This is a genomic window from Methyloparacoccus sp. NF-16 (genome assembly GCF_056880625.1).
Map to the genome: position 1 here is coordinate 2,279,315 of NZ_CP174130.1, position 23,279 is coordinate 2,302,593.

The 23,279-nt window shown below is 67.4% G+C and carries 23 protein-coding genes and 1 pseudogene; 11 read left to right on the forward strand and 13 right to left on the reverse strand.

Annotated elements, in window-relative coordinates:
- Window positions 1-9 precede the first annotated feature (9 nt).
- Complete coding sequence (grxC, locus tag ACH5N8_RS10840; protein WP_483281317.1) at window positions 10-303, forward strand: glutaredoxin 3; 294 nt, start codon at window positions 10-12, stop codon at window positions 301-303.
- Here the strand turns inward: grxC and ACH5N8_RS10845 are convergent.
- The 5 genes from ACH5N8_RS10845 to cysM all read right to left on the reverse strand — a co-directional run bounded on the left by ACH5N8_RS10845 (window position 293) and on the right by cysM (window position 5,373).
- The gene (locus ACH5N8_RS10845) at window positions 293-1,144 is read right to left on the reverse strand and encodes a hypothetical protein (protein ID WP_483281318.1); all 852 of its coding nucleotides are present in this window, start codon (window positions 1,142-1,144) and stop codon (window positions 293-295) included. The genes grxC and ACH5N8_RS10845 overlap by 11 nt on opposite strands.
- Window positions 1,144-2,535, reverse strand: coding sequence for an MFS transporter (locus ACH5N8_RS10850; RefSeq protein ID WP_483281319.1), 1,392 nt, complete (start codon window positions 2,533-2,535; stop codon window positions 1,144-1,146). The genes ACH5N8_RS10845 and ACH5N8_RS10850 overlap by 1 nt, the downstream gene beginning before the upstream one ends.
- A gap of 97 nt (window positions 2,536-2,632) precedes the next feature.
- Window positions 2,633-3,133, reverse strand: a complete 501-nt coding sequence (locus ACH5N8_RS10855; protein ID WP_483281320.1) for a L,D-transpeptidase family protein — start codon at window positions 3,131-3,133, stop codon at window positions 2,633-2,635.
- The gene (gene rlmD, locus ACH5N8_RS10860; RefSeq protein WP_483281321.1) at window positions 3,130-4,434 is read right to left on the reverse strand and encodes a 23S rRNA (uracil(1939)-C(5))-methyltransferase RlmD; all 1,305 of its coding nucleotides are present in this window, start codon (window positions 4,432-4,434) and stop codon (window positions 3,130-3,132) included. The genes ACH5N8_RS10855 and rlmD overlap by 4 nt, the downstream gene beginning before the upstream one ends.
- A gap of 36 nt (window positions 4,435-4,470) precedes the next feature.
- The gene (gene cysM / locus ACH5N8_RS10865) at window positions 4,471-5,373 is read right to left on the reverse strand and encodes a cysteine synthase CysM (RefSeq protein WP_460027473.1); all 903 of its coding nucleotides are present in this window, start codon (window positions 5,371-5,373) and stop codon (window positions 4,471-4,473) included.
- 78 nt (window positions 5,374-5,451) lie between these two features.
- Here cysM and trhP point away from each other — a divergent pair, with 78 nt between their 5' ends.
- From trhP to ispH, 4 genes are all read left to right on the forward strand, one after another.
- Window positions 5,452-6,801: a prephenate-dependent tRNA uridine(34) hydroxylase TrhP gene (gene trhP, locus ACH5N8_RS10870; protein ID WP_460027472.1), complete on the forward strand. Its 1,350-nt coding sequence runs from the start codon at window positions 5,452-5,454 to the stop codon at window positions 6,799-6,801.
- Window positions 6,802-6,877: 76 nt separating this feature from the next.
- Window positions 6,878-7,363: a ribonuclease E activity regulator RraA gene (gene rraA, locus ACH5N8_RS10875; RefSeq protein WP_460027471.1), complete on the forward strand. Its 486-nt coding sequence runs from the start codon at window positions 6,878-6,880 to the stop codon at window positions 7,361-7,363.
- Between the two features lie 2 nt (window positions 7,364-7,365).
- Window positions 7,366-7,965, forward strand: a complete 600-nt coding sequence (locus ACH5N8_RS10880) for a cob(I)yrinic acid a,c-diamide adenosyltransferase (protein ID WP_483281322.1) — start codon at window positions 7,366-7,368, stop codon at window positions 7,963-7,965.
- A 22-nt stretch (window positions 7,966-7,987) separates the two neighbouring features.
- A complete protein-coding gene (gene ispH / locus ACH5N8_RS10885) occupies window positions 7,988-8,926 on the forward strand; it encodes a 4-hydroxy-3-methylbut-2-enyl diphosphate reductase (RefSeq protein ID WP_483281323.1) in 939 nt (312 codons plus the stop codon).
- A 25-nt stretch (window positions 8,927-8,951) separates the two neighbouring features.
- On the opposite strand, the gene ACH5N8_RS10890 is transcribed toward ispH, so the two are convergent.
- Together ACH5N8_RS10890 and mpl are read right to left on the reverse strand one after the other, a co-directional pair.
- Entirely contained in the window at window positions 8,952-10,796 is a 1,845-nt protein-coding gene (locus ACH5N8_RS10890; protein WP_483281324.1) for a glycosyltransferase, read from the reverse strand.
- A gap of 6 nt (window positions 10,797-10,802) precedes the next feature.
- Window positions 10,803-12,185 (reverse strand): UDP-N-acetylmuramate:L-alanyl-gamma-D-glutamyl-meso-diaminopimelate ligase, encoded by a 1,383-nt coding sequence (gene mpl / locus ACH5N8_RS10895; RefSeq protein WP_483281325.1) that lies wholly within the window; start codon window positions 12,183-12,185, stop codon window positions 10,803-10,805.
- A 142-nt stretch (window positions 12,186-12,327) separates the two neighbouring features.
- On the opposite strand from mpl, the gene apaG reads away from it, so the two are divergent.
- The 3 genes from apaG to ACH5N8_RS10910 are packed head-to-tail and all read left to right on the forward strand — an operon-like array spanning window position 12,328 to window position 14,591.
- Window positions 12,328-12,705: a Co2+/Mg2+ efflux protein ApaG gene (gene apaG / locus ACH5N8_RS10900; protein ID WP_483281326.1), complete on the forward strand. Its 378-nt coding sequence runs from the start codon at window positions 12,328-12,330 to the stop codon at window positions 12,703-12,705.
- Between the two features lie 6 nt (window positions 12,706-12,711).
- Window positions 12,712-13,548, forward strand: coding sequence for a symmetrical bis(5'-nucleosyl)-tetraphosphatase (locus tag ACH5N8_RS10905; RefSeq protein WP_483281327.1), 837 nt, complete (start codon window positions 12,712-12,714; stop codon window positions 13,546-13,548).
- Window positions 13,545-14,591: an AI-2E family transporter gene (locus ACH5N8_RS10910; protein WP_483281328.1), complete on the forward strand. Its 1,047-nt coding sequence runs from the start codon at window positions 13,545-13,547 to the stop codon at window positions 14,589-14,591. Before ACH5N8_RS10905 ends, ACH5N8_RS10910 begins: the two co-directional genes overlap by 4 nt.
- Before the next feature lie 19 nt (window positions 14,592-14,610).
- On the opposite strand, the gene ACH5N8_RS10915 is transcribed toward ACH5N8_RS10910, so the two are convergent.
- Window positions 14,611-15,546, reverse strand: a complete 936-nt coding sequence (locus tag ACH5N8_RS10915) for a LysR substrate-binding domain-containing protein (protein WP_483281329.1) — start codon at window positions 15,544-15,546, stop codon at window positions 14,611-14,613.
- A 187-nt stretch (window positions 15,547-15,733) separates the two neighbouring features.
- Between ACH5N8_RS10915 and ACH5N8_RS10920 the strand changes: the two genes are divergently transcribed.
- The gene (locus tag ACH5N8_RS10920) at window positions 15,734-17,716 is read left to right on the forward strand and encodes a cellulase family glycosylhydrolase (protein ID WP_483281330.1); all 1,983 of its coding nucleotides are present in this window, start codon (window positions 15,734-15,736) and stop codon (window positions 17,714-17,716) included.
- 60 nt (window positions 17,717-17,776) lie between these two features.
- Here ACH5N8_RS10920 and acnB read toward each other — a convergent pair whose 3' ends face one another.
- Window positions 17,777-20,347 carry a bifunctional aconitate hydratase 2/2-methylisocitrate dehydratase gene (gene acnB, locus ACH5N8_RS10925; protein ID WP_483281331.1) on the reverse strand — a complete coding sequence of 857 codons (2,571 nt, stop codon included), beginning with the start codon at window positions 20,345-20,347 and terminating at the stop codon, window positions 17,777-17,779.
- A 281-nt stretch (window positions 20,348-20,628) separates the two neighbouring features.
- Between acnB and ACH5N8_RS10930 the strand changes: the two genes are divergently transcribed.
- Complete coding sequence (locus ACH5N8_RS10930; RefSeq protein WP_483281332.1) at window positions 20,629-21,027, forward strand: DUF3427 domain-containing protein; 399 nt, start codon at window positions 20,629-20,631, stop codon at window positions 21,025-21,027.
- Window positions 21,028-21,281: 254 nt separating this feature from the next.
- On the opposite strand, the gene ACH5N8_RS10935 is transcribed toward ACH5N8_RS10930, so the two are convergent.
- The 3 genes from ACH5N8_RS10935 to ACH5N8_RS10945 are packed head-to-tail and all read right to left on the reverse strand — an operon-like array spanning window position 21,282 to window position 22,131.
- Window positions 21,282-21,443, reverse strand: a complete 162-nt coding sequence (locus ACH5N8_RS10935; RefSeq protein ID WP_483281333.1) for a DUF3742 family protein — start codon at window positions 21,441-21,443, stop codon at window positions 21,282-21,284.
- A 56-nt stretch (window positions 21,444-21,499) separates the two neighbouring features.
- Window positions 21,500-21,913 (reverse strand): putative toxin-antitoxin system toxin component, PIN family, encoded by a 414-nt coding sequence (locus ACH5N8_RS10940; protein WP_483281334.1) that lies wholly within the window; start codon window positions 21,911-21,913, stop codon window positions 21,500-21,502.
- On the reverse strand, window positions 21,913-22,131 hold the full coding sequence (locus tag ACH5N8_RS10945; protein WP_021205410.1) for an AbrB/MazE/SpoVT family DNA-binding domain-containing protein: 219 nt from the start codon (window positions 22,129-22,131) through the stop codon (window positions 21,913-21,915). Before ACH5N8_RS10945 ends, ACH5N8_RS10940 begins: the two co-directional genes overlap by 1 nt.
- Before the next feature lie 299 nt (window positions 22,132-22,430).
- On the opposite strand from ACH5N8_RS10945, the gene ACH5N8_RS10950 reads away from it, so the two are divergent.
- Entirely contained in the window at window positions 22,431-22,967 is a 537-nt protein-coding gene (locus tag ACH5N8_RS10950) for a TraI domain-containing protein (RefSeq protein WP_483283183.1), read from the forward strand.
- 46 nt (window positions 22,968-23,013) lie between these two features.
- On the opposite strand, the pseudogene ACH5N8_RS10955 reads toward ACH5N8_RS10950, so the two are convergent.
- A pseudogene (locus ACH5N8_RS10955) lies at window positions 23,014-23,208 on the reverse strand (Arm DNA-binding domain-containing protein); the annotation flags it as partial.
- Window positions 23,209-23,279: the final 71 nt, after the last annotated feature.

Sequence of the window (23,279 nt, forward strand, 5' to 3'; positions counted from 1 at the left end):
ACGCTCACGATGAACAACGTCCTGATGTACACCACGGCCCTCTGCCCCTACTGCGCGATGGCCGAGCGGCTGCTGCAATCCCGGGGCGTGACCCGGATCGAGAAACGCCGGGTGGACCTCGATCCGGCCCTGCGCGAGGAAATGCTCGCCCGCACCCGTCGCCGGACGGTGCCGCAAATCTTCATCGGCGATACTCATGTCGGGGGATTCGACGACCTGGCCCGGCTCGACCATGCCGGCAAGCTCACGGAGCTGCTGGAGGGCGCCACCCCGTCACAGGCCACCGGAGCCCTCAGTCCCTGACATCGACGACCTCGCCGCGGGCATCGAGCACGAACAGGCGGCTCTGGGTGGCGACCTTGCCCAGGACATTCTTCGAGCGAAAGGTGCAGCGCACCTGATAGCCACCCGACGCTGCCTGCACCTTGCCCCACTCGATGAATTCGATCGAATCCGGGTCATGCGTGCGGCGCTTCAGGTAGCGCTCGACCTGCTCCACCGACTGGTTCCAGGGACTGTTGAAGACGACCGGCTTGCCGCCTGGCGGCAGCGGGGGGGCCGGCCCCGCCACGGACGCCTGGGCAGCCCGGCCTGCGCTCGCATTGCCGGCGTTGCCCGCAGCAGCAGCGGCGGGCCTGCCGGTCCGGGGCGGTGCAGTCGACGTCCCCGCGGGCGGCGACTCGGTCCGGGGCACGGACTTGCCGGATGCGGATGCGGTCGTCGCCGCCGCGGAGTCCTTGGACGCAACCGGCGTCACGAACCTCTCGAACGCCGCCCATACACTGCCGAGCACCTCCGACACACGGGCGCCGGATTCCGCCGGTACGGTCTTGCCGGCCGACTCGCCCGGTCTGGGGGCGGGCGGCGCGGAACGCTCCCTGGCGCTGGCCGGGGGCTTGGCGGTCGCCACCGGTTTGCCGGCGCGCTGGCCGGCTTCACCCTGCCCTTTCGCCGCGGCGGCCGGGGCAGGATCGCCGCCGCCCGGCGCCCGGTGCGGCAGAAACTTGCCGGCGGTGGCCACCAGCAGGAACAGCACGACCAGCGTGCCGCAGCCCAGATGCGGCCTCGGCGCTGTCGCGGCCGCCTCGTCCCGGACAGCCGCCCTCTGTGAACGTCCCGTCTCGGCCGGCGGCTTGCCCGCCATCAACCGCCGAGGCTCGCGAAGGCCAGCTTCAGGCGCTCCCGATCCAGCAGCTGTCGGTCCACCTTGAGGTAGGCGACGCCATCCTCCGCCACCACCACGGCTTCCGCCACGCCCGGCACCGCCAGGAGCCGCTGGCCCAGGGCCTCGGACTGCGCCGCGCCGATGCCCTCGACGTTGACCAGCAGGCTGCTCAGATGACGCGGCGCCTGCATAAAGGCCGCCACCGCCAGCCAGGCAAAGGCCACCACGGCTGCGTACACGAAGACCGCCGTTGCGCCGGCATGGCCATATATCCAGCCGGCCCCGGCGCCGCCGACGAAGGCGCCGAGGAATTGCGCGGTGGAGTAGACCCCCATGGCGGTGCCCTTGAGATCCGGCGGCGCGATCTTGGAAATCATCGACGGCAGGGTTGCCTCCAGCAGGTTGAAACCGGTGAAGAAGGCCGTCAGCAGGACAAACATGCCCCAGAAACTCTCGCCCAGTCCGATGAAACCCAGGTTCGCCAGGCCCACCAGCGCGACGAAAGCCAGGAAGACCGGCTTCATCCTGCGCTTCTTCTCGGCCAGGATCACGAACGGCACCATGCCCAGGATCGCGATCAGGAACACCGGCAGATAAAGATGCCAGTGGTTCTCGGTCGGCAGGTGCAGCCGGTCCTTGATGATCAGCGGCACCACGACGAAGGTGGCGGTCAGGATCAGGTGCAGGCAGAAAATGCCGAAATCCAGTCGCAGCAGTTCCGCGTCCCGCAGCACCCGCGCCAGCGAGGCCGAACGCAGCTGGGTGTCGCGGTGCGAGCGGCTGGCAGGCGGATTCGGCACCACCGCAAACAGGACCACCAGGCTCAGCGTGGCCAGGGCGGAGATCAGCCAGAACAACCCCTGCAGCCCCATCCAGCGGGACAGCACCGGTCCCGCCACCATGGACACGGCGAAGGACATGCCGATGCTGATGCCGATCAGGGCCATGGCCTTGGTCCGGTGCTCCTCGCGCGTCAGATCGGCCGCCAGGGCCATGACCACGGCCGCCACGGCACCCGCGCCCTGCAGGGAACGGCCGGCGATGATGCCGAGAATCGAATCGGACAGGGCCGCGACCACGCTGCCCAGCACGAACAGCACCAGTCCGGCGGCGATCACCGGCTTGCGCCCATAGCGGTCGGACCAGAGTCCGAAGGGAATCTGGAACAGCGCCTGGGTCAGGCCATAGGCACTGATGGCCAGCCCCACCCGGAATGGCGTGGCATCGGGCAGATCCCGCGCCAGCACGGCGAAGACGGGCAGTATCAGGAACATCCCCAGCATGCGCAGCATGTAGATCGCTGCCAGCGAGAGACTCGCGCGCAGCTCCGCTCGCGTCATCGGGGTATCGAATTCGAGCACGGGGGTCACGATCGGAATTCCAGCATCAGAGTTGTGGGGAGATACAGGGGTTGCCCGGACCGGCGGCCGGCGCCCGGGCCTGCGCGGCCCCATCCGGCGGTGCGCATCAGACCTCGATGAGCACCTTCATGCCCACCGGCACCCGCTCGAACAGGTCCAGCATATCCGGACTGCGCAGGCGCACGCAGCCATGCGAGGCCGGGATGCCGGCCACACCGTGATCCGGACTGCCATGGATGTAGACATAGCGCCAGGTGGTATCGACGTCGCCATAGCGGTTGAAGCCGGGCTCCAGCCCGCCCAGCCACAGGATACGCGTCAGGATCCAGTCGCGGCTGGGATGGCGGGCTGCCAGCGCCTCACCGTAAAGCTCGCCGGTCGGCCGGCGGCCGCGGAAGACGGTGTTCAGTGGCTGACCCTCGCCGATGCGTGCCCGGACACGGTGCCAGCCCCGCGGCGTGCACTCGCTGCCGCGCCGCTCGCCCGGGCCGTTGCGCGCCGTGGAGACCGGCCAGCACCGCAGCGATCTCGCATCCGTCATCCATTCGAGCGTCTGCCGGGACAGACTGACGCGCAGGTAGGATTCTCCGGCAGCCACCCTGGTCATCGTTCGAACACGGCGATCGACTCCACATGGGCGGTCTGCGGGAACATGTCCATGACGCCGGCGTGGACCAGCCGGTAACCGTAGCGATGCACCAGGAGACCCGCGTCGCGGGCCAGCGTGGCGGGATTGCAGGAGACGTAGACGATGCGGCGCGCGTCCCACTCCGGTACGCCCGCGAGCACGGCCTCCGCCCCCGCGCGCGAGGGGTCCAGCAGAATCCTGTCATAGCGGCCCGCGGCCCAGGGCTGGCCAGCGAACGGCTGGGTCAGATCGGCGACGTGAAACTCGACATTGCCGATGCCGTTGGCGGCTGCGTTCTCCCGTGCCCGGGCGACCGCCTCGGCCCCGCCCTCGACGCCGACCACATGCCCCGCGTGGGTCGCCAGCGGCAGGGTGAAATTGCCGATCCCACAGAAGAGATCGAGGACGCGCTCGTGCGGCTCCGGCGCCAGCAGCTCCATGACCCGGCTGACCATCCTGCGGTTGATCTCGAGGTTGACCTGGGTGAAGTCGGTCGGCTGGAAGCGGAAGGTGACGCCCTGTTCCGGCAGCGCATAGGTCAGCGGCGCCGGCGCGGCGGGATGCAGCGGTGCCACCGAGTCCGGCCCCTGCCGCTGGGTATAGATGTCGAACCCGGAACGCTCGCCGAACGCCACCAGGCACGCCCGGTCGGCCTCGCTCAGGTCCTCGAGGATACGGAACACCAAGGCCGCCCGGCCGTCGCCCACCGCCACCTCGATCTGCGGCACGCGGTCGCGAATGCCCAGCTCGCCGATCATGGCGGCGAGCTCCGGCAGGTGCTCGCCGATGGCGGGATGCAGCACCGGGCAGGTGTCGAGATCGGTAATGAAGGCGCTGGCCCGCTCGCGGAATCCGACCAGCACCTTGCCCTTCTTGGCCACATGCTTGACCCCGAGTCGCGCCTTGTGGCGATAGCCCCAGCTGGGCCCGGTCAGGGGCGGCAGCAGCGGTACCGACGCCAGCCTGGCGATGCGCTGGAACTGCTCGACCAGCAGTGCCTGCTTGTGGCGGATCTGCTCGCCGTCGGCGACATGCTGAAAGCTGCATCCGCCGCAGATGCCGAAACTGGGACAGCGCGGCGGTACCCGGCCGGGCGCCGCCACGTGCAGGCTTTCCAGCCGGCCCTCGGCATAATCGCGGCGGCTGTCGGTGTAGACGAAACTGACCTCCTCGCCCGGCAGCGCGCCGTCGACGAAGACCGGCTTGCCGTCCACGCGGGCGATGCCGCGGCCGTCGTGGGTCAGGGACTCGATGGCGACCCGGACCGGCTCGCTCGGCAAGCTGCGTTTCCTGCGGGGATGGGCCATCGTCGCGGGTCAGGCCGGAAAGACGCCGGTGGAAAGGTAACGGTCGCCGCGGTCGCAGACGATGACCACGATGACGGCCTCGCGCACCTCGGCAGAGAGCTGCAGCGCCGCCGCAACGGCGCCACCGGAGGAAATGCCGGCAAAGATGCCCTCTTCCACCGCCAGCCGGCGGGTCATGTCCTCGGCCACAGCCTGATCCAGGTCGATGATGCGGTCGATGCGGCTGAAGTCGCAGATTTTCGGCAGGTACTCGGGCGGCCAGCGGCGGATGCCGGGGATGCGCGACGCCCCGGCCGGCTGCACCCCGACGATCTGTACGGCGGGGTTCCGCTCCCTGAGGTAGGCCGACGTGCCCATGATGGTGCCGGTGGTACCCATGGCGCTGACGAAATGCGTCACGCGCCCCTGAGTGTCGCGCCAGATTTCGGGACCGGTACCCTCGTAATGGGCGCGCGGATTGTCCGGATTCGAGAACTGGTCGAGGATGCGGCCTTCGCCCCGGGCCTCCATGGCGCGCGCCACATCGATGGCGGCCTCCATGCTGCCCTCGGCCGGCGTCAGGATGAGCTCGGCACCATAGGCCTTCATCGAGGCGCGCCGCTCGACACTCATGTTTTCCGGCATGACCAGGGTCATGCGATACCCCATCAGCGCCGCCGCCATCGCCAGGGCAATGCCGGTGTTGCCGCTGGTGGCCTCGATCAGGCGGTCGCCCGGGCGGATATCACCCCGCCGCTCGGCATGCTCGATCATGCTCAGCGCCGCGCGATCCTTGACCGAACCCGCCGGATTGTCGCCCTCCAGCTTGGCCAGGATCAGGTTGGAGGTCGCACCGGGCAACCGCTGCAGGCAAACCAGGGGCGTATTGCCGACGCATTGCTTGAGGGTCTGGAAGGCCGGGGCGGTCTGCATCGGGGACGGCTATACCTGAGCGTAACAGTCAACTTAACGGTAGAATCGCGGCGATTCTATCACCGGACAACCAGGCCCATGAACACGCCGGAGCTGCTCTCGCCCGCCGGAACCCTGAAAAACATGCGCTACGCCTTCGCCTACGGGGCCGATGCCGTCTACGCCGGGCTGCCGCGCTACAGCCTGCGCGTGCGTAATAACGACTTCCTGGAGCAGAACCTGGCGCTGGGCATCGCCGAGGCGCACCGCCTGGGCAAGGCCTTCTTCCTGGCCACCAACGTGCTGCCCCACAACCGCAAGGTCCGTACCTTCATCCGCGATCTCGCGCCCATCGTCGCGATGGGCCCGGATGCCCTGATCATGGCCGATCCCGGTCTGATCCTGCTGGCGCGGGAGGCCTGGCCGGACATGCCCATCCATCTCTCGGTGCAGGCCAACACCGTCAACCATGCTGCCGTGCGCTTCTGGCAGCAGATCGGCATCCGCCGCATCATCCTCTCGCGCGAACTGTCGCTGGAGGAAATCGCCGAGATCCGCCAGGAATGCCCGGACATGGAGCTGGAAGTCTTCGTCCATGGCGCGCTCTGCATCGCCTATTCCGGCCGCTGCCTGCTGTCCGGCTATTTCAATCGCCGCGATCCCAACCAGGGCACCTGCACCAATGCCTGCCGCTGGAAATACGACCTGCAGCCCGCCACCGAGACCGCCGAGGGCGACTACCTGCCCGGCCAGCTGCGGCTGTCGCTCGACGACCTGAACGGCACGCTGGCGGATTGCGGCGACCAGACCCGCCACCCCCTGGCCGATGCCGTGTACTTCCTCGAGGAAGAGAACCGCCCGGGCGAGCTGATGCCGGTGATGGAGGACGAGCATGGCACCTACATCATGAACTCGAAGGATCTCCGCGCCATCGAGCATGTGCACAGGCTGGTGGCGATCGGTGTCGACAGCCTGAAGATCGAGGGGCGCACCAAGTCCTTCTATTACGTCGCCCGCACCGCCCAGCTCTACCGGCAGGCCATCGACGACGCGGTGGCGGGACGGCCGTTCGATCCGTCCCTGCTGGGCAAGCTCGAGAACCTCGCCCAGCGCGGCTACACCGACGGCTTCTACCAGCGTCACCGCACCGAGGAGTACCAGAACTACCTGCAGGGCCATTCCACCAGCCATCGGCAGCAGTTCGTCGGCGAGATCACCGGCTTCGATCCCGCCAGCGGCGAGGCCTGTGTCGAGGTCAAGAACAAGTTCGCCGTCGGCGACCGGCTCGAGCTGATCCTGCCCGAGGGAAACCGCGACATCGTGCTTGAACGCATGGCCGACAGGCATGGCGCCAGCCTCGCCGAGGCACCGGGCAGCGGCTGGGAAGTACGCATCCCCCTGCCGATCGGGCAAAATGGCGAACGCGGCCTGCTGGCCCGCTACCTCTGAGCCTGAACCATCGACGCTCCCGGCTGTCGCAGGCGCTTCCCGGGGAAATCCCGACGAACCCAACCGAGACATGCCCATGACATTCAAGACAGCGGATCTTTGCGACCGGTTCGGCGACCGGCATCACCTGCAGATCGGCGAGCCCATCTTCAAGAGCTTCGGCGGCCACAGCGCCTTCTGCGGACAGGTCACCACCCTGAAGGTCTTCGAGGACAACGTGCTGATCCGGGCGACGCTGGAGGAGAAGGTCACCGGGCGGGTCCTGGTCATCGACGGCGGTGGCTCGCACCGCTGCGCCCTACTCGGCGGCAACCTTTCGCGGCTGGCCTGCGACAATGGCTGGGTGGGCATCATTGTCTACGGCTGCGTCCGCGACTCGGTCGAACTCAGCCAGCTGCCCATCGGCATCCGCGCCCTGCACAGCCACCCGCTGAAGAGCCACAAGCGGGGCAACGGCGACCGCGACAAGCTGATCAGCTTCGCCGGCATCAACTTCCGCAGCGACTACCACGTCTACGTGGACGAGGACGGCATCGTGGTCTGCGAACAGCCGCTGGTGTGAACATGGGCAACCGGCTCACCCGCATCTACACACGCACCGGCGACGCCGGCACCACCGGCCTCGCCGACGGTTCGCGGCTCCGCAAGGACGCGCTGCGCATCCACCTGCTGGGCGAACTCGACGAACTGAACTGCCACCTCGGCGTTCTGCTGACCCAGCCCCTGCCGGGACCGCTGGCCGCGTGTCTCGGTGAAATCCAGCAGCTGCTGTTCGATCTGGGCGGCGATCTCAGCATCCCCGGCCGCCGCACGGTCGAAGACCGGCATGTCCAGTGGCTGGAACAATGGCTGGACCATTGCAACGCCCAGTTGCCCCCGCTGCGGGAATTCGTGCTGCCCGGCGGCAATCCGGCGGCGGCGCAATGCCACCTCGCGCGGACGGTCTGCCGGCGGGCCGAGCGCACGGCCGTGGCCATGGCGGCCGGCGAGGATCCGGGTCCGGCCACGCTCGCCTTCCTCAACCGCCTGTCGGATCTGCTGTTCGTCGTCTGCCGGGTACTGGCGCGCCAGCACGGCGGGCAGGAAGTGCTCTGGCAACCGGGGCGGCAGGCGCCGGAAGCCGCATTGATTCCCGGGTCGGCGCATGACAGAATTTCCCAGTAATTCACTCAGAGAAATCACGCCCATGGACATACTGCTCTCCAACCCTCGCGGATTCTGCGCCGGCGTCGATCGCGCGATCGAGATCGTCGACCGTGCCATCGAGGTTTTCGGCGCCCCCATCTACGTGCGGCACGAGGTGGTCCATAACCGCTATGTGGTGGACGGGCTGCGCGATCGCGGCGCGGTGTTCGTGGAGGAGCTGTCCGAGGTGCCGGAAAATTCCACCGTGATCTTCAGCGCCCACGGCGTGTCCAAGGCCATCCAGGAGGAAGCCAGACAGCGCGGCCTGCAGGTCTTCGACGCCACCTGCCCGCTGGTCACCAAGGTGCACATCGAGGTCCATCATCACGCCAGCCAGGGCCGCGAGATCGTCTTCATCGGCCATGCCGGCCATCCGGAGGTGGAGGGCACCATGGGCCAGTACGACAACCCGGCCGGCGGCATCTACCTGGTCGAGTCGCCCGAGGATGTCGCAACGCTGACCGTCAAGAACCCGGACAACCTGGCCTGGGTCACCCAGACCACCCTGTCCATCGACGATACCCAGGCCGTCGTCGATGCCCTCAAGGCCCGGTTCCCGAACATCTGCGGACCGAAGAAGGACGATATCTGCTATGCCACGCAGAATCGCCAGGACGCGGTCAAGAAACTGGCCGACCAGTGCGATGTGATCCTGGTGGTCGGCTCGCCCAACAGTTCCAACTCCAACCGCCTGCGCGAGATCGCCGAGAAGCTCGGCTGCGCGTCGTACCTGATCGACGACGCCCGGCATGTCGAGAAGTCCTGGGTCGAGAATGCCCGTTGCGTGGGCATCACCGCCGGTGCCTCGGCCCCCGAGGTACTGGTTACCGAGGTCATCAACCGGCTCAAGGAATGGGGTGCCAGGACCGCCGTCGAATCCCGCGGCATCGAGGAGAAGGTGGTCTTCTCGCTGCCCAAGGAACTGCGCAAGTCCGCCTGATCCCCCTCGCCGAACCGGGGGGACGCTATCCGTCCCCCGGCTCCGCGCCCAGGAACCGCCGCGGGCTGAAGCCCAGATCCTGCTGGGCATCCTGATTGTCGAAACACATGTCATGGTTGATGCGGGTGGCCATCTCCGGGTTCAGATGACCGAAGCGCGGCACCAGCGCCACCAGCTGAATGGCTGTCTTGAGCAGTGACAGGGGGATGTCGACCAGCCGGCAGCGCACGCCGATGGCTGTCGCCGTCCGCACCACCATGTCCCGGTAGGTCAGGATTTCCCCGCCGCTGAGGTTGTAGGCCTTGCCGAAGCTGCGCGGGTTGTCGATGGCCGCCAGCGTGGCCCTAGCGAGATCCTCCGCATGCACCGGCTGCCGCAGGCCGGACGATCCATTGACCAGGGGGAAGAAACCGAACCGGCGCAGAAATTCCGCGATGGTGGTGACGTTCTTGTCGCGCCCCAGATGGTAGACGAGGGTCGGGCGGAACACGGTCCAGGCGATCCCGTGCGCCGCGGAAAAATCGGCGATCCGCTCTTCCGCCGCCTGCAACCCCGCGGACAGCTGCCGTTCCTTCTCCAGGGCGGAGTCGACCTTGGTGAAGACGCTGGTCGAGCCGAAGCCGATGATGCGGCGCGGACAACTGTCGCCCAAGGCCTCCATCAGCGGCGGCAGGGTCGCCAGGGGCGCCAGGTGAATCAGGACATCGAAGCCGGGCCCCCGCTCCGGACGGGCGCGGGCGATATCCAGATGATGCCAGTGGATGCCCGCCTTACGGCCATAGTCCGGCGGATTGCGGCTCAGGGCATGTACCTCGAAGCCGGCATTGGCCAGCAGCGGGAGCAGATAGTCGCCGATCAGGCTGGTCGCGCCGGTCACCATCACCCGCCGGCGGTCGCCCGGAGATAGGGCCACCGGATAGGGCGCGCACTGCCGCGCCACCTGGCTGGCCAGCACCTGCGGATGCCGTCGCGGCTTCACGCCCAGCCAGCCCAGCCCATGCACCGCCAGGCGCCAGGCAAACCGGGTAAGGATGGCGGGCGCCAGCACCACGCTCATCAGCAGATAATGGCTGTCCTGGAAAAACTTCCGGTAGAACCGCGCCATGCCGAGATGCTTGTGATACTCGACGCGCATGGGCCGGGTGGAGGAGCAGACACCGCCGACGTGCAGGATCTCGACCTGCGGCACGAAGACGATCTGCCAGCCCTGCCGCTGGAAGCGCAGGCACCAGTCGAGATCCTCGAAGTGCATGAAGTACCCCTCGTCCATGGGCCCGACCGTCTCGATGGCCGCCCGCCGTACCATCATGAAGGCGCCGGAAATGGCCTCCACCGGCGCGGGTCCGGCGGGCAGGGGCTGATTGGTGAGCAGATAGCTGCGGAAACGTGAATCCCGTGTCTGGAACCGGTCGAGCCCGGTGACCTGGACGAAGGTGCGCCAGGGCGTCGGGATGCTGCGCCGGCAGCCGGGCTGCTCACTGCCATCCGGGTTGCGGATCAGACAGCCGGCCATGCCGATCGCCGGATCCTGCGCGAACACCGCCAGCATGCTGGCCAGGGTGTCGGGCGCCACAAGACAGTCGGGGTTCAGGAACAGGACGTAGCCATGCCGCGAGCGGGCCAGGGCGCGGTTGTTGGCCCGGGCAAAGCCGAGATTGGCGGGACTTTCCAGAATCGTGAGGCGCGCGTCGCCGCCGCCGGCCAGGCGCAGCTCGATCAGGCTGGTGTCGGTCGAGGCATTGTCCGCCACCAGAACCTCGACCGGCACCGTGGAGGCCAGCACCGAGCGCACGCATTCGGCCAGCAGCGGTCCGCCGTTGAAATTGACGATGATGACGGATACGGCTGGCTGCACGGCGTCCCCCAGCAACCGCGCTCAGGCGACCGTGCGCGTGCGCGCGCGCAGGCGTTCGGCGGCCCTCTGATGGATGCCGCCGAAACTGCCGTTGCTCATGAACAGAATGTGATCGCCGGCGGTGGCTGTCGCCAGCAACCAGTCGACGATCGCCTCGAGCGAATCGCAGACGCTGGCATGCGGATGACCGGACAATGCCCGGGCCACATCCCAGCCGAGGTCGGGAGCCTGATAGAGACAGGCCAGATCGGCGCTCGCCAGCGAACCGCCCAGGGCATCCGCGTGCACGCCCATGCGCATGGTATTGGAGCGCGGCTCGAGGACGGCGATGATGCGCGCCCGACCCACCCGTGCCCGCAGGCCCTCCAAGGTACTGGCAATGGCGGTCGGGTGATGGGCGAAGTCGTCATAAAGCGTGATGCCGTCGATCTCGGCCCTGACCTCCAGCCGCCGCCTGACGTTCCTGAACTTGCACAGGGCTTCCGCGCTGCGCTCGGGAAACAGGCCGACGTGGTGGGCCGCGGCGATGGCCGCGAGACCGTTGTGGACATTGTGCAGGCCACTCAGGCCCCAGTCGACGATGCCGGCCGGCTGGCCGTCGTGGATGACCTGGAAGCGGCTACCGTCGGCGGCGAGGAGATGGTAGGCCCAGGTGGCCGGCTGGCCGGAATGCTCCCGGGTGGTGTGCTCGACCGGTGTCCAGCTGCCCAGCTGCAGCACCTCGTCCAGCGCCGGTTCCCAGTTCGGAGCGATGATCAGCCCATGACCGGGGACGGTCCTGACCAGGTGATGGAACTGCCGCTGGATGGCGGCCAGATCCGGAAAAATGTCGGCGTGATCGAATTCCAGGTTGTTGAGGATGGCGGTACGGGGCCGGTAGTGGACGAACTTGGAGCGCTTGTCGAAGAAGGCCGTGTCGTACTCGTCGGCCTCCACCACGAAGTACCGCCCCCCGCCCCGGCGGGCGGAGATGCCGAAATTGAGCGGAACGCCGCCGATCAGGAAGCCGGGCTCCAGCCCCCCCTGCTCGAGTATCCAGGCCAGCATGCTGCTGGTGGTGGTCTTGCCGTGGGTACCCGCCACCGCCAGCACCCAGGACGAGCGCAGCACCTGGTCGTAGAGCCATTCCGGCCCCGAGACGTAGGGCAGGCCGGCATTCATCACTGCCTCTATCTCCGGATTGCCGCGGGAGATGGCGTTGCCCACCACCACCAGGTCGGGGCGACGATCCAGGTTGCTGGCGGCATAGCCGGACATCAGCGCGATGCCCTGCTCCTCCAGTTGCGTGCTCATGGGCGGATAGACATTCTGGTCGGACCCCGTGACCTCGTGGCCCAGCTGGCGGGCCAGGATGGCCAGCCCGCCCATGAATGTGCCGCAAATCCCCAGGATGTGGACGTGCATCGATAGTGACTCCGCGATCGGTTTGATTGAACTGGCCGGCCGGCCCGCTGTCCGGCCAGGCGATATTCCACCGGTCTACGCCGGTGGAAGCTTGTGGTTAAATGCGCGTCCCTGAAAAATTCGTTGTGCCGTTCCGATCCGCATGCACATCCAGCCCACGATCCAGATCGAAAGCCAGATCCAGTACCTGGAATCCGAATCCGACCCCTCGGCCAGTCGTTACGTCTTCGCCTACACCATCACCATTCGCAACCGGGGAACGGAGGCGGCGCGGCTGCTGTCCCGGCACTGGGTGATCACCGATGCCGACGGCAAGACGCAGGAGGTGCGCGGCGCCGGGGTGATCGGCGAAACGCCGCGCATCGCGCCGGGCGGAGCCTTCCGCTACACCAGCGCCACCCAGATCGCGACCCCGGTCGGCAGCATGGGCGGGGAATACCTGATGCGCACCGACGGCGGCGACCTGTTCGAGGCGCCGATCCCCCCGTTCACGCTGGCCATCCCCCGCATCCTGCACTGACCGCGCATGGCCATCTACGCCATCGGCGATGTCCAGGGCTGCCACGACGAACTCGTCGCGCTCCTGGAGCGGCTGGATTTCGATCCGTCCCGGGATCAGGCCTGGCTGGTCGGCGATCTCGTCAACCGCGGCCCGAAGTCGCTGGAGACCCTGCGCACCCTGCGCTCGCTGGGCGAGGCGACCGTATGCGTGCTGGGCAACCACGACCTGCACCTGCTGGCGGTCGCGGCGGGCGTCACGCGCACCAAGCACCGCGACACCTTCGCCGATGTCCTCGGCGCGCCGGACCGGGACGAACTGCTGGACTGGCTGCGGCGGCGGCCCCTGCTGCATCACGGCGAGGGATTCTACCTGATTCACGCCGGCCTGCCTCCCCAATGGAGCGTGACACAGGCGGCGGCCCTGGCGCGGGAAGCCGAAGCGGTCCTCCAGGGTGACAGCCCCGGCGAATTCCTCTGGCACATGTACGGCGACGAGCCGGACCGCTGGGACGAGGGGCTCGGCGACTGGGAGCGCCTCCGCTTCATCACCAACTGCCTGACCCGGCTGCGCTACTGTACCCTGGATGGGCGCGTGGACTTCCGCCAGAAAGGCCGACCCGGCACCCAGCCGGCGGGACTGGTGCCCTGGTTCGCGGTACCGGACCGGCGCAGCGCCGGTGCCCGGATCGTCTTCGGGCACTGGTCCACGTTGGGCTATCACGTCCGCGATGGCGTCTGCTGCCTGGATACCGGCTGCCTCTGGGGCGGGGAACTCACCGCGTTGCGGCTGGATGGCGAACGCCGCGAGCGCATCGCCGTACCGAACCGGCAGGGACGCTACCAGACTCCGGCACGCGCATGAGCACCCTGACCCGGCGCCTGCCGCTGCTGCTGTTCCTGGCCGGACTCGCACTGCTGGTGTACCGGATACTCGGGCCGCTGCTGGAACCGCTGCTGTGGGCGGTCATCCTGGCCTACGCGACCTGGCCGGCCTACCGGCACCTTCTCGCCCTGCTCGGCCGCCGCAACACCCTGTCGGCGCTGGTCATGGTCAGCCTGCTGGGCATCGCGGTGCTGCTGCCCCTGGCCGGCCTGACCACCGTCATCCAGCGCGAGATGACCAGCGTCATCCACCAGCTGCCGCTGTGGCTGGAGCAGCGCAGCGTGCTGCAGGAACAGCTGGCGCGCATCCCCTATGTCGGCGACGAACTGAGCCAGCATGTCGAGCAATGGGCCGACGTCGGCGAGCTGATCCGGCAACAGCTGCTGCCGCAGGTACGCGGGCTGAGCCGGCGCTTGCTGGACGTGCTCGGCAATGCCGGACTCCTGGCCGGCCAATGGTCGCTCAGCCTGTTCCTGATGTTCTTCCTCTACCGTGACGGCGAGAGCCTGACCGCGGAGGTCCGCCACGGCCTGCGCCTGGGTCTGGGCGCGCGGGCCGACAACTATCTCGACATCGCCCAGCGGACCTCGCGGGCCGTGCTGTACGGCATCGTCCTCACGGCCATCGTCCAGGGCAGCGTCGCCGGCCTCGGTTACTGGGGCGTCCGGCTGCCCAGCCCGGCCCTGCTGACCCTGCTGACCATCGTCATGGCCCTGATCCCGTTCGGCGCCGTGGTGGTATGGGTGCTCTGCTGCCTGTGGCTGTTCTTCCAGGGCGAGACCTGGCGCGCCCTGGCCCTGCTGGCCTGGGGTTCGCTGATCGTCAGCTGGGTCGACAACCTGGTGCGGCCGCTGGTCATCAGCCAGGCCACCCGCATCCCGTTCGCCCTGGTCGTGCTGGGCATCATCGGCGGCCTGCTCGGCTATGGTTTCCTAGGCCTGTTCCTGGGGCCCGTGATCCTCGCCATTGCCCATGCCGCCTGGGAGGAATGGCTGAGGACCCGCCACGCGCCAGCGGCCTGAATCCTCCCGCGCCGGCGACTCACGCCGGCCAGGACGACAGCTTCCGCTCGAGATCGTCCAGCACGGCCCTGAGCTGCTCCCGCAGCCAGCGGTGTGCGGGGTCTGCCGTCATCTCCCGGTGCCAGACCAGATGGCAGCGGATCGGCGGCACGTCGATCGGCAGCCGGTAATAGCGGACGCCATGGATTTCCCGGAACCGCTCGGCCAGCCGGCGATGCGTGATCACCAGCAGGTCGGTCCGGCCAACGGCGTGGATGAATGCCAGCGGGGTCGGGATTTCAAGCACCGTGTGCTCCCGAATCTCGTCGAGAAAGTTGTTCAACGCAGCCTCGTGGGCCCGGTGCAGCAGATTGAAGGAGCAGACGAAGCGCTCCTTCAGGCAGGCCTCCAGGGTCGGCATCGAACGGATGCGCGGATGGTCGGCCCGCACCATGATGACCAGTTCGTCCTCGGCAAAAACCGGCTGTTCCAGCTGCGGATCCTCGAAACGGGCATGACACAGGGCCAGATCCAGCCGATGCTCGCGCAGCAGCGCGGGAACCCCCGCCTCCGGGTCGATGCTGCGCACCTTGAGCCGGGCATGCGGCGCCTCGGCCTGCATGCGCTCGTACAGGAGCGGACCATAGAGCAGCCCGGAACTGGACGAAACGCCGACCACGAAGGGGCGGTGACAGCCGGCCGGGTCGAAGGCCTGCCTTTCGACCAGCACCCCGCGAATGCCGTCCAGCGCCCGGTGCAGGTCCTCGTAGAGCCGCTCGGCCCGGGGCGTCGGCACCAGCCCCCGGGTACGCCCGCGAAACAGCGGATCGTCGAACAGATGCCGCAGGCGGGCCAGGGCATTGCTGACGGCGGGCTGGGTCATGCCCAGGCGCTCGGATGCCCTGACCTGGCTGCGCTCCTGATAGACAGCCTCGAAAACGGTCAGGAGGTTCAGATCGATGCCGCGCAGGTTCACGAGAGTCTCGCCGGAAAAGGGGGATGATCGGCGCCAGGCCGCCGCAAGATCCATCTTATGATTTTGTCATTGGACCCGGACAGGTTTCCGCACTACCGTGCGGCGGGTCGGCGGCCTGCTCCCAGCGGGGCAACAGCCGTCCGCCGCATCGCACGCACACCCTGTCCAACCCCGCAAGGAGGTCCCCATGCACACCCATCGCGGCACCTGGCCCCTGCTGGCCCTGATCCTGGCTGCCGGAACGGCGGAAGCCTACACCGTCGAGCAGGGCACCCTGCGCGACGGCAACAGCCAGCCGCTCACGCTGCGCGGCGTCAACTGGTTCGGCTTTGAAACCTCCGACCACATCGTCCACGGCCTGTGGGCCCGCAACTGGAAGGACATGATCGCCCAGATCAAGGCCGTCGGCTTCAACGCCGTGCGCATTCCGGTCTGCCCCGGCACCCTGGCCGGCAGCCGGGTGAGCAGCGTCAACACGACGCTGAACCCGGACCTGGCCGGCCGGACCTCGCTGGAGGTGCTCGACAGGGTGCTGGGCGAATTCGACCGCCAGGGGCTGCACATACTGCTCGACCATCACCGCCTTGACTGCAACGGCGGCATCAGCGAGCTCTGGTACGACCCCGGCCATGGCGAGCAGGACTGGATCGACGATCTGGTCTTCATGGCGCGGCGCTACCGGAATCTGCCCCATTTCCTGGGCATTGACCTGAAGAACGAGCCTCACGGCGCCGCCAGCTGGGGCCTGGGCCGTCCCGCCACGGACTGGAATTCCGCCGCCGAAAGGGCGGCCCGGGCGGTGCTGGAAGCCGCGCCGGACATCCTGATCTTCGTCGAAGGCATCCAGGACAACCCGTCGTGCAGTGGCCCCGTCCCCCACTGGTGGGGTGGCAACCTGGAACCCCTGGCCTGTCACCCGCTGGCGATACCGGCCAACCGGCTGGTCCTGTCCCCGCATGTCTACGGACCGGACGTGTACGACCAGCCCTATTTCAACGCCACCGACTTCCCGCGCAACCTGCCCGCCATCTGGGATGCCCATTTCGGGCGTTTCCGGGCCACCGGCCATGTCATCGCCATCGGCGAGGCCGGCGGCCGCTATGGCCATGGCGGCAATCCCGGGGACAAGACCTGGCAGGATGCCTTCATCGCCTATCTCGGCCAGCGCGACATCCGGCACCTCTTCTACTGGGCCTGGAACCCCAACAGCGGCGATACCGGCGGCATCCTCCAGGACGACTGGAAGACGGTCTGGCAGGACAAGCTCGACCTGCTCGGCCGGCTCTGGGGTGCGGCCCCGCCACCACCGGGTCAGGCCTGCGCCGACGGGCAGGACAACGATGGCGACGGCTTGGTGGACCACCCGGCCGATCCCGGCTGTACCACACCTGGCGGCAGCGACGAAAACGATCCGCCGCCTCCGCCGGCGGCCTGCCAGGACGGCCGCGACAACGATGGCGACGGCCGCGTCGACCACCCCGCCGACCCCGGTTGCGCATCGCCCACCGATACCGACGAATACAATCCGCCGCCCCCGCCGACGGAGCTGGAACTGCCGGCCCGCATCAGCCTCGGCTCGGACTGGGGCAGCGGCTACTGCGCTGACGGCAGCGTTACCAACACCAGCCACGACACCGTGATCTGGCGTGCCGGCTTCCCGTTCCAGGGCCGCATCAGCCAGCTCTGGAATGCCCGCTACCAGCAGCAGGACGGCGACCGGTTAACGGTGGCCGGCCTGGACTGGAACCGGCAACTGGCGCCGGGCACCTCGGCCAGCTTCGGCTTCTGCGCCGAACGCCCGCCCTCGAAGCCTGCCTGTCGCGACGGGCGCGACAACGACGGCGACGGCAAGACCGATTACCCGGACGATCCAGGCTGTTCGGACAGCGATGATGGCGACGAAACCGATCCCGGCGGGACCGCGCTCGACACCCGGCTGCTGATCCGCTCCGACTGGGGGCGGGGCTACTGTGCCGATGTGGAGGTCAGGAACGGCAGCGGCCAACCCGTCGAATGGCAGGTCCGGCTGACGATCGCGGGACGCATCGCCAACCTCTGGAATGCCATCTGGACGCAAACCGGCAGCACCCTGAGCGCCCGGGGCCTCGACTGGAATCGCCAGGTGCCCGCCAACGGCAAGGTCGGTTTCGGGTTCTGTGCCGACCGCTGATGGCGGGCGCAGGCGACCGCTGTCCCACCCCGGTGGCAAATGCCGCCGGGGTGGCCACTCTCAGGCCGGCAGATCGGCCTTTTCCGCCGTCGCGGCATACGCCGGCAACTGGTCGAAGTTCATGTAGCGATAGGTAGCGTCCGCCTGCCTGTCGAGGTTGGCCAGATAGGCGCTGTACTCGACAAGGGTGGGAATGCGACCCAGCACCGAGCAGACCGAAGCCAGTTCCGCCGAGGCCAGGTACACGTTCGCGCCCGCGCCCATGCGATTGGGGAAGTTGCGGGTGGACGTGGAAACCACCGTGGCGTTGTCCGCCGTGCGCGCCTGGTTGCCCATGCACAGCGAGCAGCCCGGCACCTCGGTACGGGCGCCGGCCTTGCCGTAGATGCCGTAATAGCCCTCCTCGGTCAGTTCCATCTGGTCCATGCGCGTCGGCGGCACCACCCACAGCCGCCCCGGCACCTGTTTCCCGAACTGGTCGAGAATTTTCCCCGCCGCCCGGAAATGGCCAATGTTGGTCATACAGGACCCCAGGAACACCTCGTCGATCTTGACCCCGGCCACCTCGGACAGTGGCTTGACGTCGTCCGGATCGTTGGGGCAGCACAGCAAGGGCTCGCTGATCTGGTCGAGATCGATCTCGATGACCTCGGCATACTCCGCATCGGCGTCCGGCGCCATCAGCAGGGGATTGGCCAGCCAGTCCTCCATGGCCCGGATGCGCCGCGCGAGCGTGCGCGCATCGCCGTAACCCTCGGCGATCATCCACTTTAGGAGGACGATGTTGGAGCGCAGGTACTCGGTCACCGGCTCGGGATTGAGCCGCACGGTGCAGGCAGCGGCGGAACGCTCGGCCGAGGCGTCGGCCAGCTCGAAGGCCTGCTCGATCTTGAGATCGGGCAGGCCCTCGATCTCCAGGATGCGACCATTGAACACATTTTTCTTGCCCTTCTTTTCCACTGTCAGCAGCCCGCGCTGGAGCGCCACGTAGGGAATCGCATGCACCAGGTCACGCAGCGTGATGCCGGGCTGCATCCTGCCCGTGAAGCGCACCAGCACCGATTCCGGCATGTCCAGCGGCATCACCCCGGTGGCGGCAGCGAAGGCCACCAGCCCTGAGCCAGCCGGAAACGAGATGCCGATGGGGAAGCGGGTATGCGAATCGCCGCCGGTGCCGACGGTGTCGGGCAACAGCATGCGGTTGAGCCAGGAATGGATGATGCCGTCGCCCGGCCGTAGCGAGACACCACCGCGGTTCATGATGAAGTCCGGCAGGCTGTGGTGCACCTTCACGTCCACCGGCTTCGGATAGGCCGCCGTGTGGCAGAACGACTGCATGACCAGGTCGGCGGAAAAACCCAGGCAGGCCAGATCCTTGAGCTCGTCGCGGGTCATGGGGCCGGTGGTGTCCTGGGAGCCGACGGTGGTCATGTGCGGCTCGCAGTAGGTGCCGGGACGGACCCCCGCCACGCCGCAGGCCTGGCCGACCATCTTCTGCGCCAGGGTGTAGCCCTTGCCGCTGTCCGCCCGCGCCTGCGGGCGGCGGAAGACGCCGGACACGCCCAGGCCCAGCACCTGCCGGGCACGGTCGGTCAGTCCCCGGCCGATGATCAGCGGAATGCGGCCGCCGGCCTGGACCTCGTCGAGGAGGATGTCGTTCTTCAGGGCGAAGGTCGTGACGATCTCGCCGGAATCGTGGCGAACGATGCAGCCCGCGTAGGGAAGAATGTCGATCACATCGCCGGTATTCAGGCCGGACACATCGCACTCGATCGGCAGCGCCCCCGAGTCCTCCATGGTGTTGAAGAAGATCGGCGCGATCTTGCCGCCGATGCAGACGCCGCCATCGCGCTTGTTGGGCACGTGCGGAATGTCGTTGCCGATGTACCAGAGCACCGAGTTGGTGGCCGACTTGCGCGAGGAGCCGGTCCCAACCACGTCGCCGACGAAGGCGACCGGAAAGCCCTTCCGCTTGAGCTCGGCGATCTGCTGCGGCGCATGGCTCACGCCTTCGCGCGGTACCTTGAGCATGGCCTGGGCATGCAGCGGGATGTCGGGGCGCGACCAGGCATCCTGGGCCGGGGACAGGTCGTCGGTGTTGATCTCGCCCGGCACCTTGAACACGGTGACGGTGATCGTCTCGGGGACTGCCGGGCGGCTGGTGAACCAGTCCGCCGCCGCCCAGGATTCCAGCACCGCCCGGGCCTGGGCATTACCCTGCCCGGCCTTCTCCTGGACATCGTGGAAGGCATCGAAGATCAGCAGCGTGTGCGAGAGGGCGCGGACGGCGGCCGGCGCCAGCTGCGGATGGTCGAGCAGCTCGATCAGCGGCGCCACGTTGTAGCCGCCCAGCATGGTACCCAGAAGCTCCACGGCACGCTCGGGCGCAAGGATCGGCGAGTGCGCCTCGCCCCGGGCGATGGCGGCCAGGAAACCGGCCTTCACATAGGCCGCCTCGTCGACGCCGGCCGGCACGCGATCGGCCAGCAGTTCGAGCAGAAACGCCGCCTCGCCGGCGGGTGGGTTCTTGATCAGCTCGACCAGCGCGCTGGTCCATTCCGCGGTCAGGGGCTGCGGCACCAGCCCCTGCTCCGCCCGTTCCGCCGCATGTTTCCGATACGCTTCAAGCATGTTGATAACCTGACTGATGGTAAAAGCCGGGGCCCGATACGGGCCGATGAGGGTTGTGGGCTATTTTAACCGCTGCCCTGGCCGATTCCGCTTGCAGGATGGACGCCAAGGCTGGCGGACGGAGCGGAACGCCCCCGAGCGGGCGGCGACTGGCCGGCACGATCAGGGATGCCCGCACAAACGGGGCAACGCCCGGAACCCTGATGTCCGGGACGCGCCGCCGCGACGCGGCGATCGCTGAAATCGGCCCTTGACCGGCTTGAACCACTTCAGGGCAGCGCGTGCCAGCAAGGGGATCAAGTCAACTCCACGAGCGCAAAATCGAGTTGCTGTTGGTAACCCCCGATAAACGCGAGGGGTATCACGAACACCTCGCATACCGTGACTACGCCATCAGTCCCGGGCGCTTCCATTGGCGATCGCAGAATTCAGCGGGGCCAGATACCCCGGTAGGGCGTCGCTATCTGGAAAGTCCCGGCAACGGCTGGAGCTTCCAGCTTTTCGTTCGCGCAGCGAAAGGAAAGCCCTATCGTGCATGTGGCCCGGTTACACTGGAGTGCACCGAGGGCAGAAAACCCATGAGCATCCACTGGCATCTGGCAGTACATCTGCCGAACCCGTTATTCCGGGAATTCTCTATCCTGCGTGGCGAGTCACCGCGGACTCGATCAAATCCTTGAGTTTGCCAGTCGGGACGATGCAGGCAGGATGTCGGTGGGTGTTCGCGCTTCTTGCGGGCGAGTATCTTGCGCTGCATGAGCAACATGACCGGGACGCAGCCGCTGATCAAGATCGAGCAGATCGGGTATGGCCAAGCGCAGCCCTCCTTGAAAATGCGGTGTTTCTGCTCCAATGAGCTCGCCACCCTTTTCAGGCGTGAGCTGCCCGCACGCCATCCACTTCCCGCAAAGCCCTGTTAGGGGACCTCGATTAACTATGCTTTGTCGTCCTCCGGTGCATACCTCGTCATTCTGGTCACAACGACGACAGCAGCCAGCAGCAGCGCCTGACGCTCCGCGCGCAGGCAAACGCCCCATACACCGCCCAGCCAGCGGCCGAGTCGCGCTGCGGTGGTCATGCGTGCGGTGTGCTTCATGGTTGGCTACCTCATGGTCGTTCCACGGTCGTTGGGCAGGGCGGCGCCGGCTTCCTTCATGCCTGCCGCGCCGCGAATGCTTCGGCGGTCATGATCAAGCCGGGAAAGTCCTCTCGCATGGCGAGAATGTCTGCATCGCCCGTGATCAACGCATCCGCCTTGCCGACATGCGCGAGCACCAGGAACACCTGGCCCTGCTCGTCGCGGCAGGCCGGCAGGTCTGGCCATGGCGCCGGCAGTTCCACCACATCGGCGTAGGGCAGAAAGTCCGCCAGCAACTCCTGCTGTTCCAAGTTTGACAACTTGAACTTGGGATAGGCCAGGACGCGCAGGAGTTCACTGACCGTCTCCCGGCAGACCAGCGGCTGCAACTGCTGGTGCTGCCAGGCTTGCCGCATCCAGGCCGGGCGTCCGGCACTGAAGATCAACGCCGACAGCACGATGTTGGTGTCGAGGACGACCCTGCGCATCACTGCCGTGCCCAGGCCACGGCATCCTCGACGTCCTGCTCGGTGATCCCGAGTTGCTCCAGCTTCTCGCGCACGGCCTGGGCCTTCTGGACCCGCACCGGCGTCAGGACGATCCGACCGCCTTCGACGGTCACGTCGAAGTACTCCGCCGCATCCACGCCGGAAACGGCCGCCTTGGGCAGCGTGATCTGATTCTTCGAAGTGAGCTTGGCAAGCATGGGAGGCCTCCGTAAGTTTCAAAGGAAATCTTACTTCCTTACTTCATTCTCGACAAGCATGCCTCCGGGCTCAAGGTTTCCAGGGCTCGCTGCGCTTTCAGCACGGGCTGAAACGGCCTGATCCGGTGAAAACACATCGCTTGTTCCGCCCGATCCTGGAGCGCACGGGCTCCGCATTGATTGCGGCACACGAAGCCGACTGCCCCTATACCAAAGGGCTTGTCGAAGGCCAAAGGGCTGGGTAAGGAGCAAGGGAATGGCCTCAAGGGGAAAGGCCCTGCCCGCGCGAGGAATTCAAGCTGAACCAGCCCGGCGGCCCGTCGGATGGATGGCTGACCCCGGACGCACTCTGGCTCGTCAGCAAGACGGTCAGCGACAAGCTGCGCGCGCACCTCCTGTCGCAGGGCATCGAAGGCATTCCATCGAACAACACCGCCGTCTTCACGGTGCTCCAGGACCATGGCATCGTGCAGCCCGCCCCGGATGGGAAGGCGATCTGGCGGGCGACCGTCACGAGCGGCACAGGCTGGTCGCACAGCTTTACCTTCCTGCGCCTGTCACCGGCCTTGATCTGGGAGTCGGGCGAGCGTCCCGCACCGTTCGCCGGCACGGTCACGACGGAAGAGCCCCTCCCTGGCGATGAGGCAGCGCCGGTCTCCGCCGGCGTCCCGGCCACCTCTCCGCCCCCTGGGGTGGCGGACTCCCCGGCCGGGACCGCGGACCCGGTGCCGCAGCGACGGGAACACGTCTTTCTTGAAGACGCGCCCAATCTGTTCCAGGCTGGTCTGCCGTCCTTCCTCCAGCGAGAGCCAGCCATTGCTCGTAGACGGCCATGAAGGTGTGCTCGCCGGCCAGGACGATCGCCTGCCGCTTGCGCTTGCGTTCGCTGTGGGGATTGACGCCCTTGGCGAGCAGCGAGCGGGCTTCATCGCGAAGCGCACGGACGTCCTTCAGGGAAAGCGCCGGATACGTGCCGAAGGACATGCGGTCGCGCTTGCCGCCCCACGAGAAGCGGAAGTGCCACGCCTTTGCACCGGTGGCTGAAACAAAGAGGGAAAGGCCGTCTGTGTCGGCCAGGGTGTACGGCTTGCCGGTCGCCTTGGCCTAGCGAACCGTGAGGTCCGAAAGCATGATCCCAACTCCTTGAA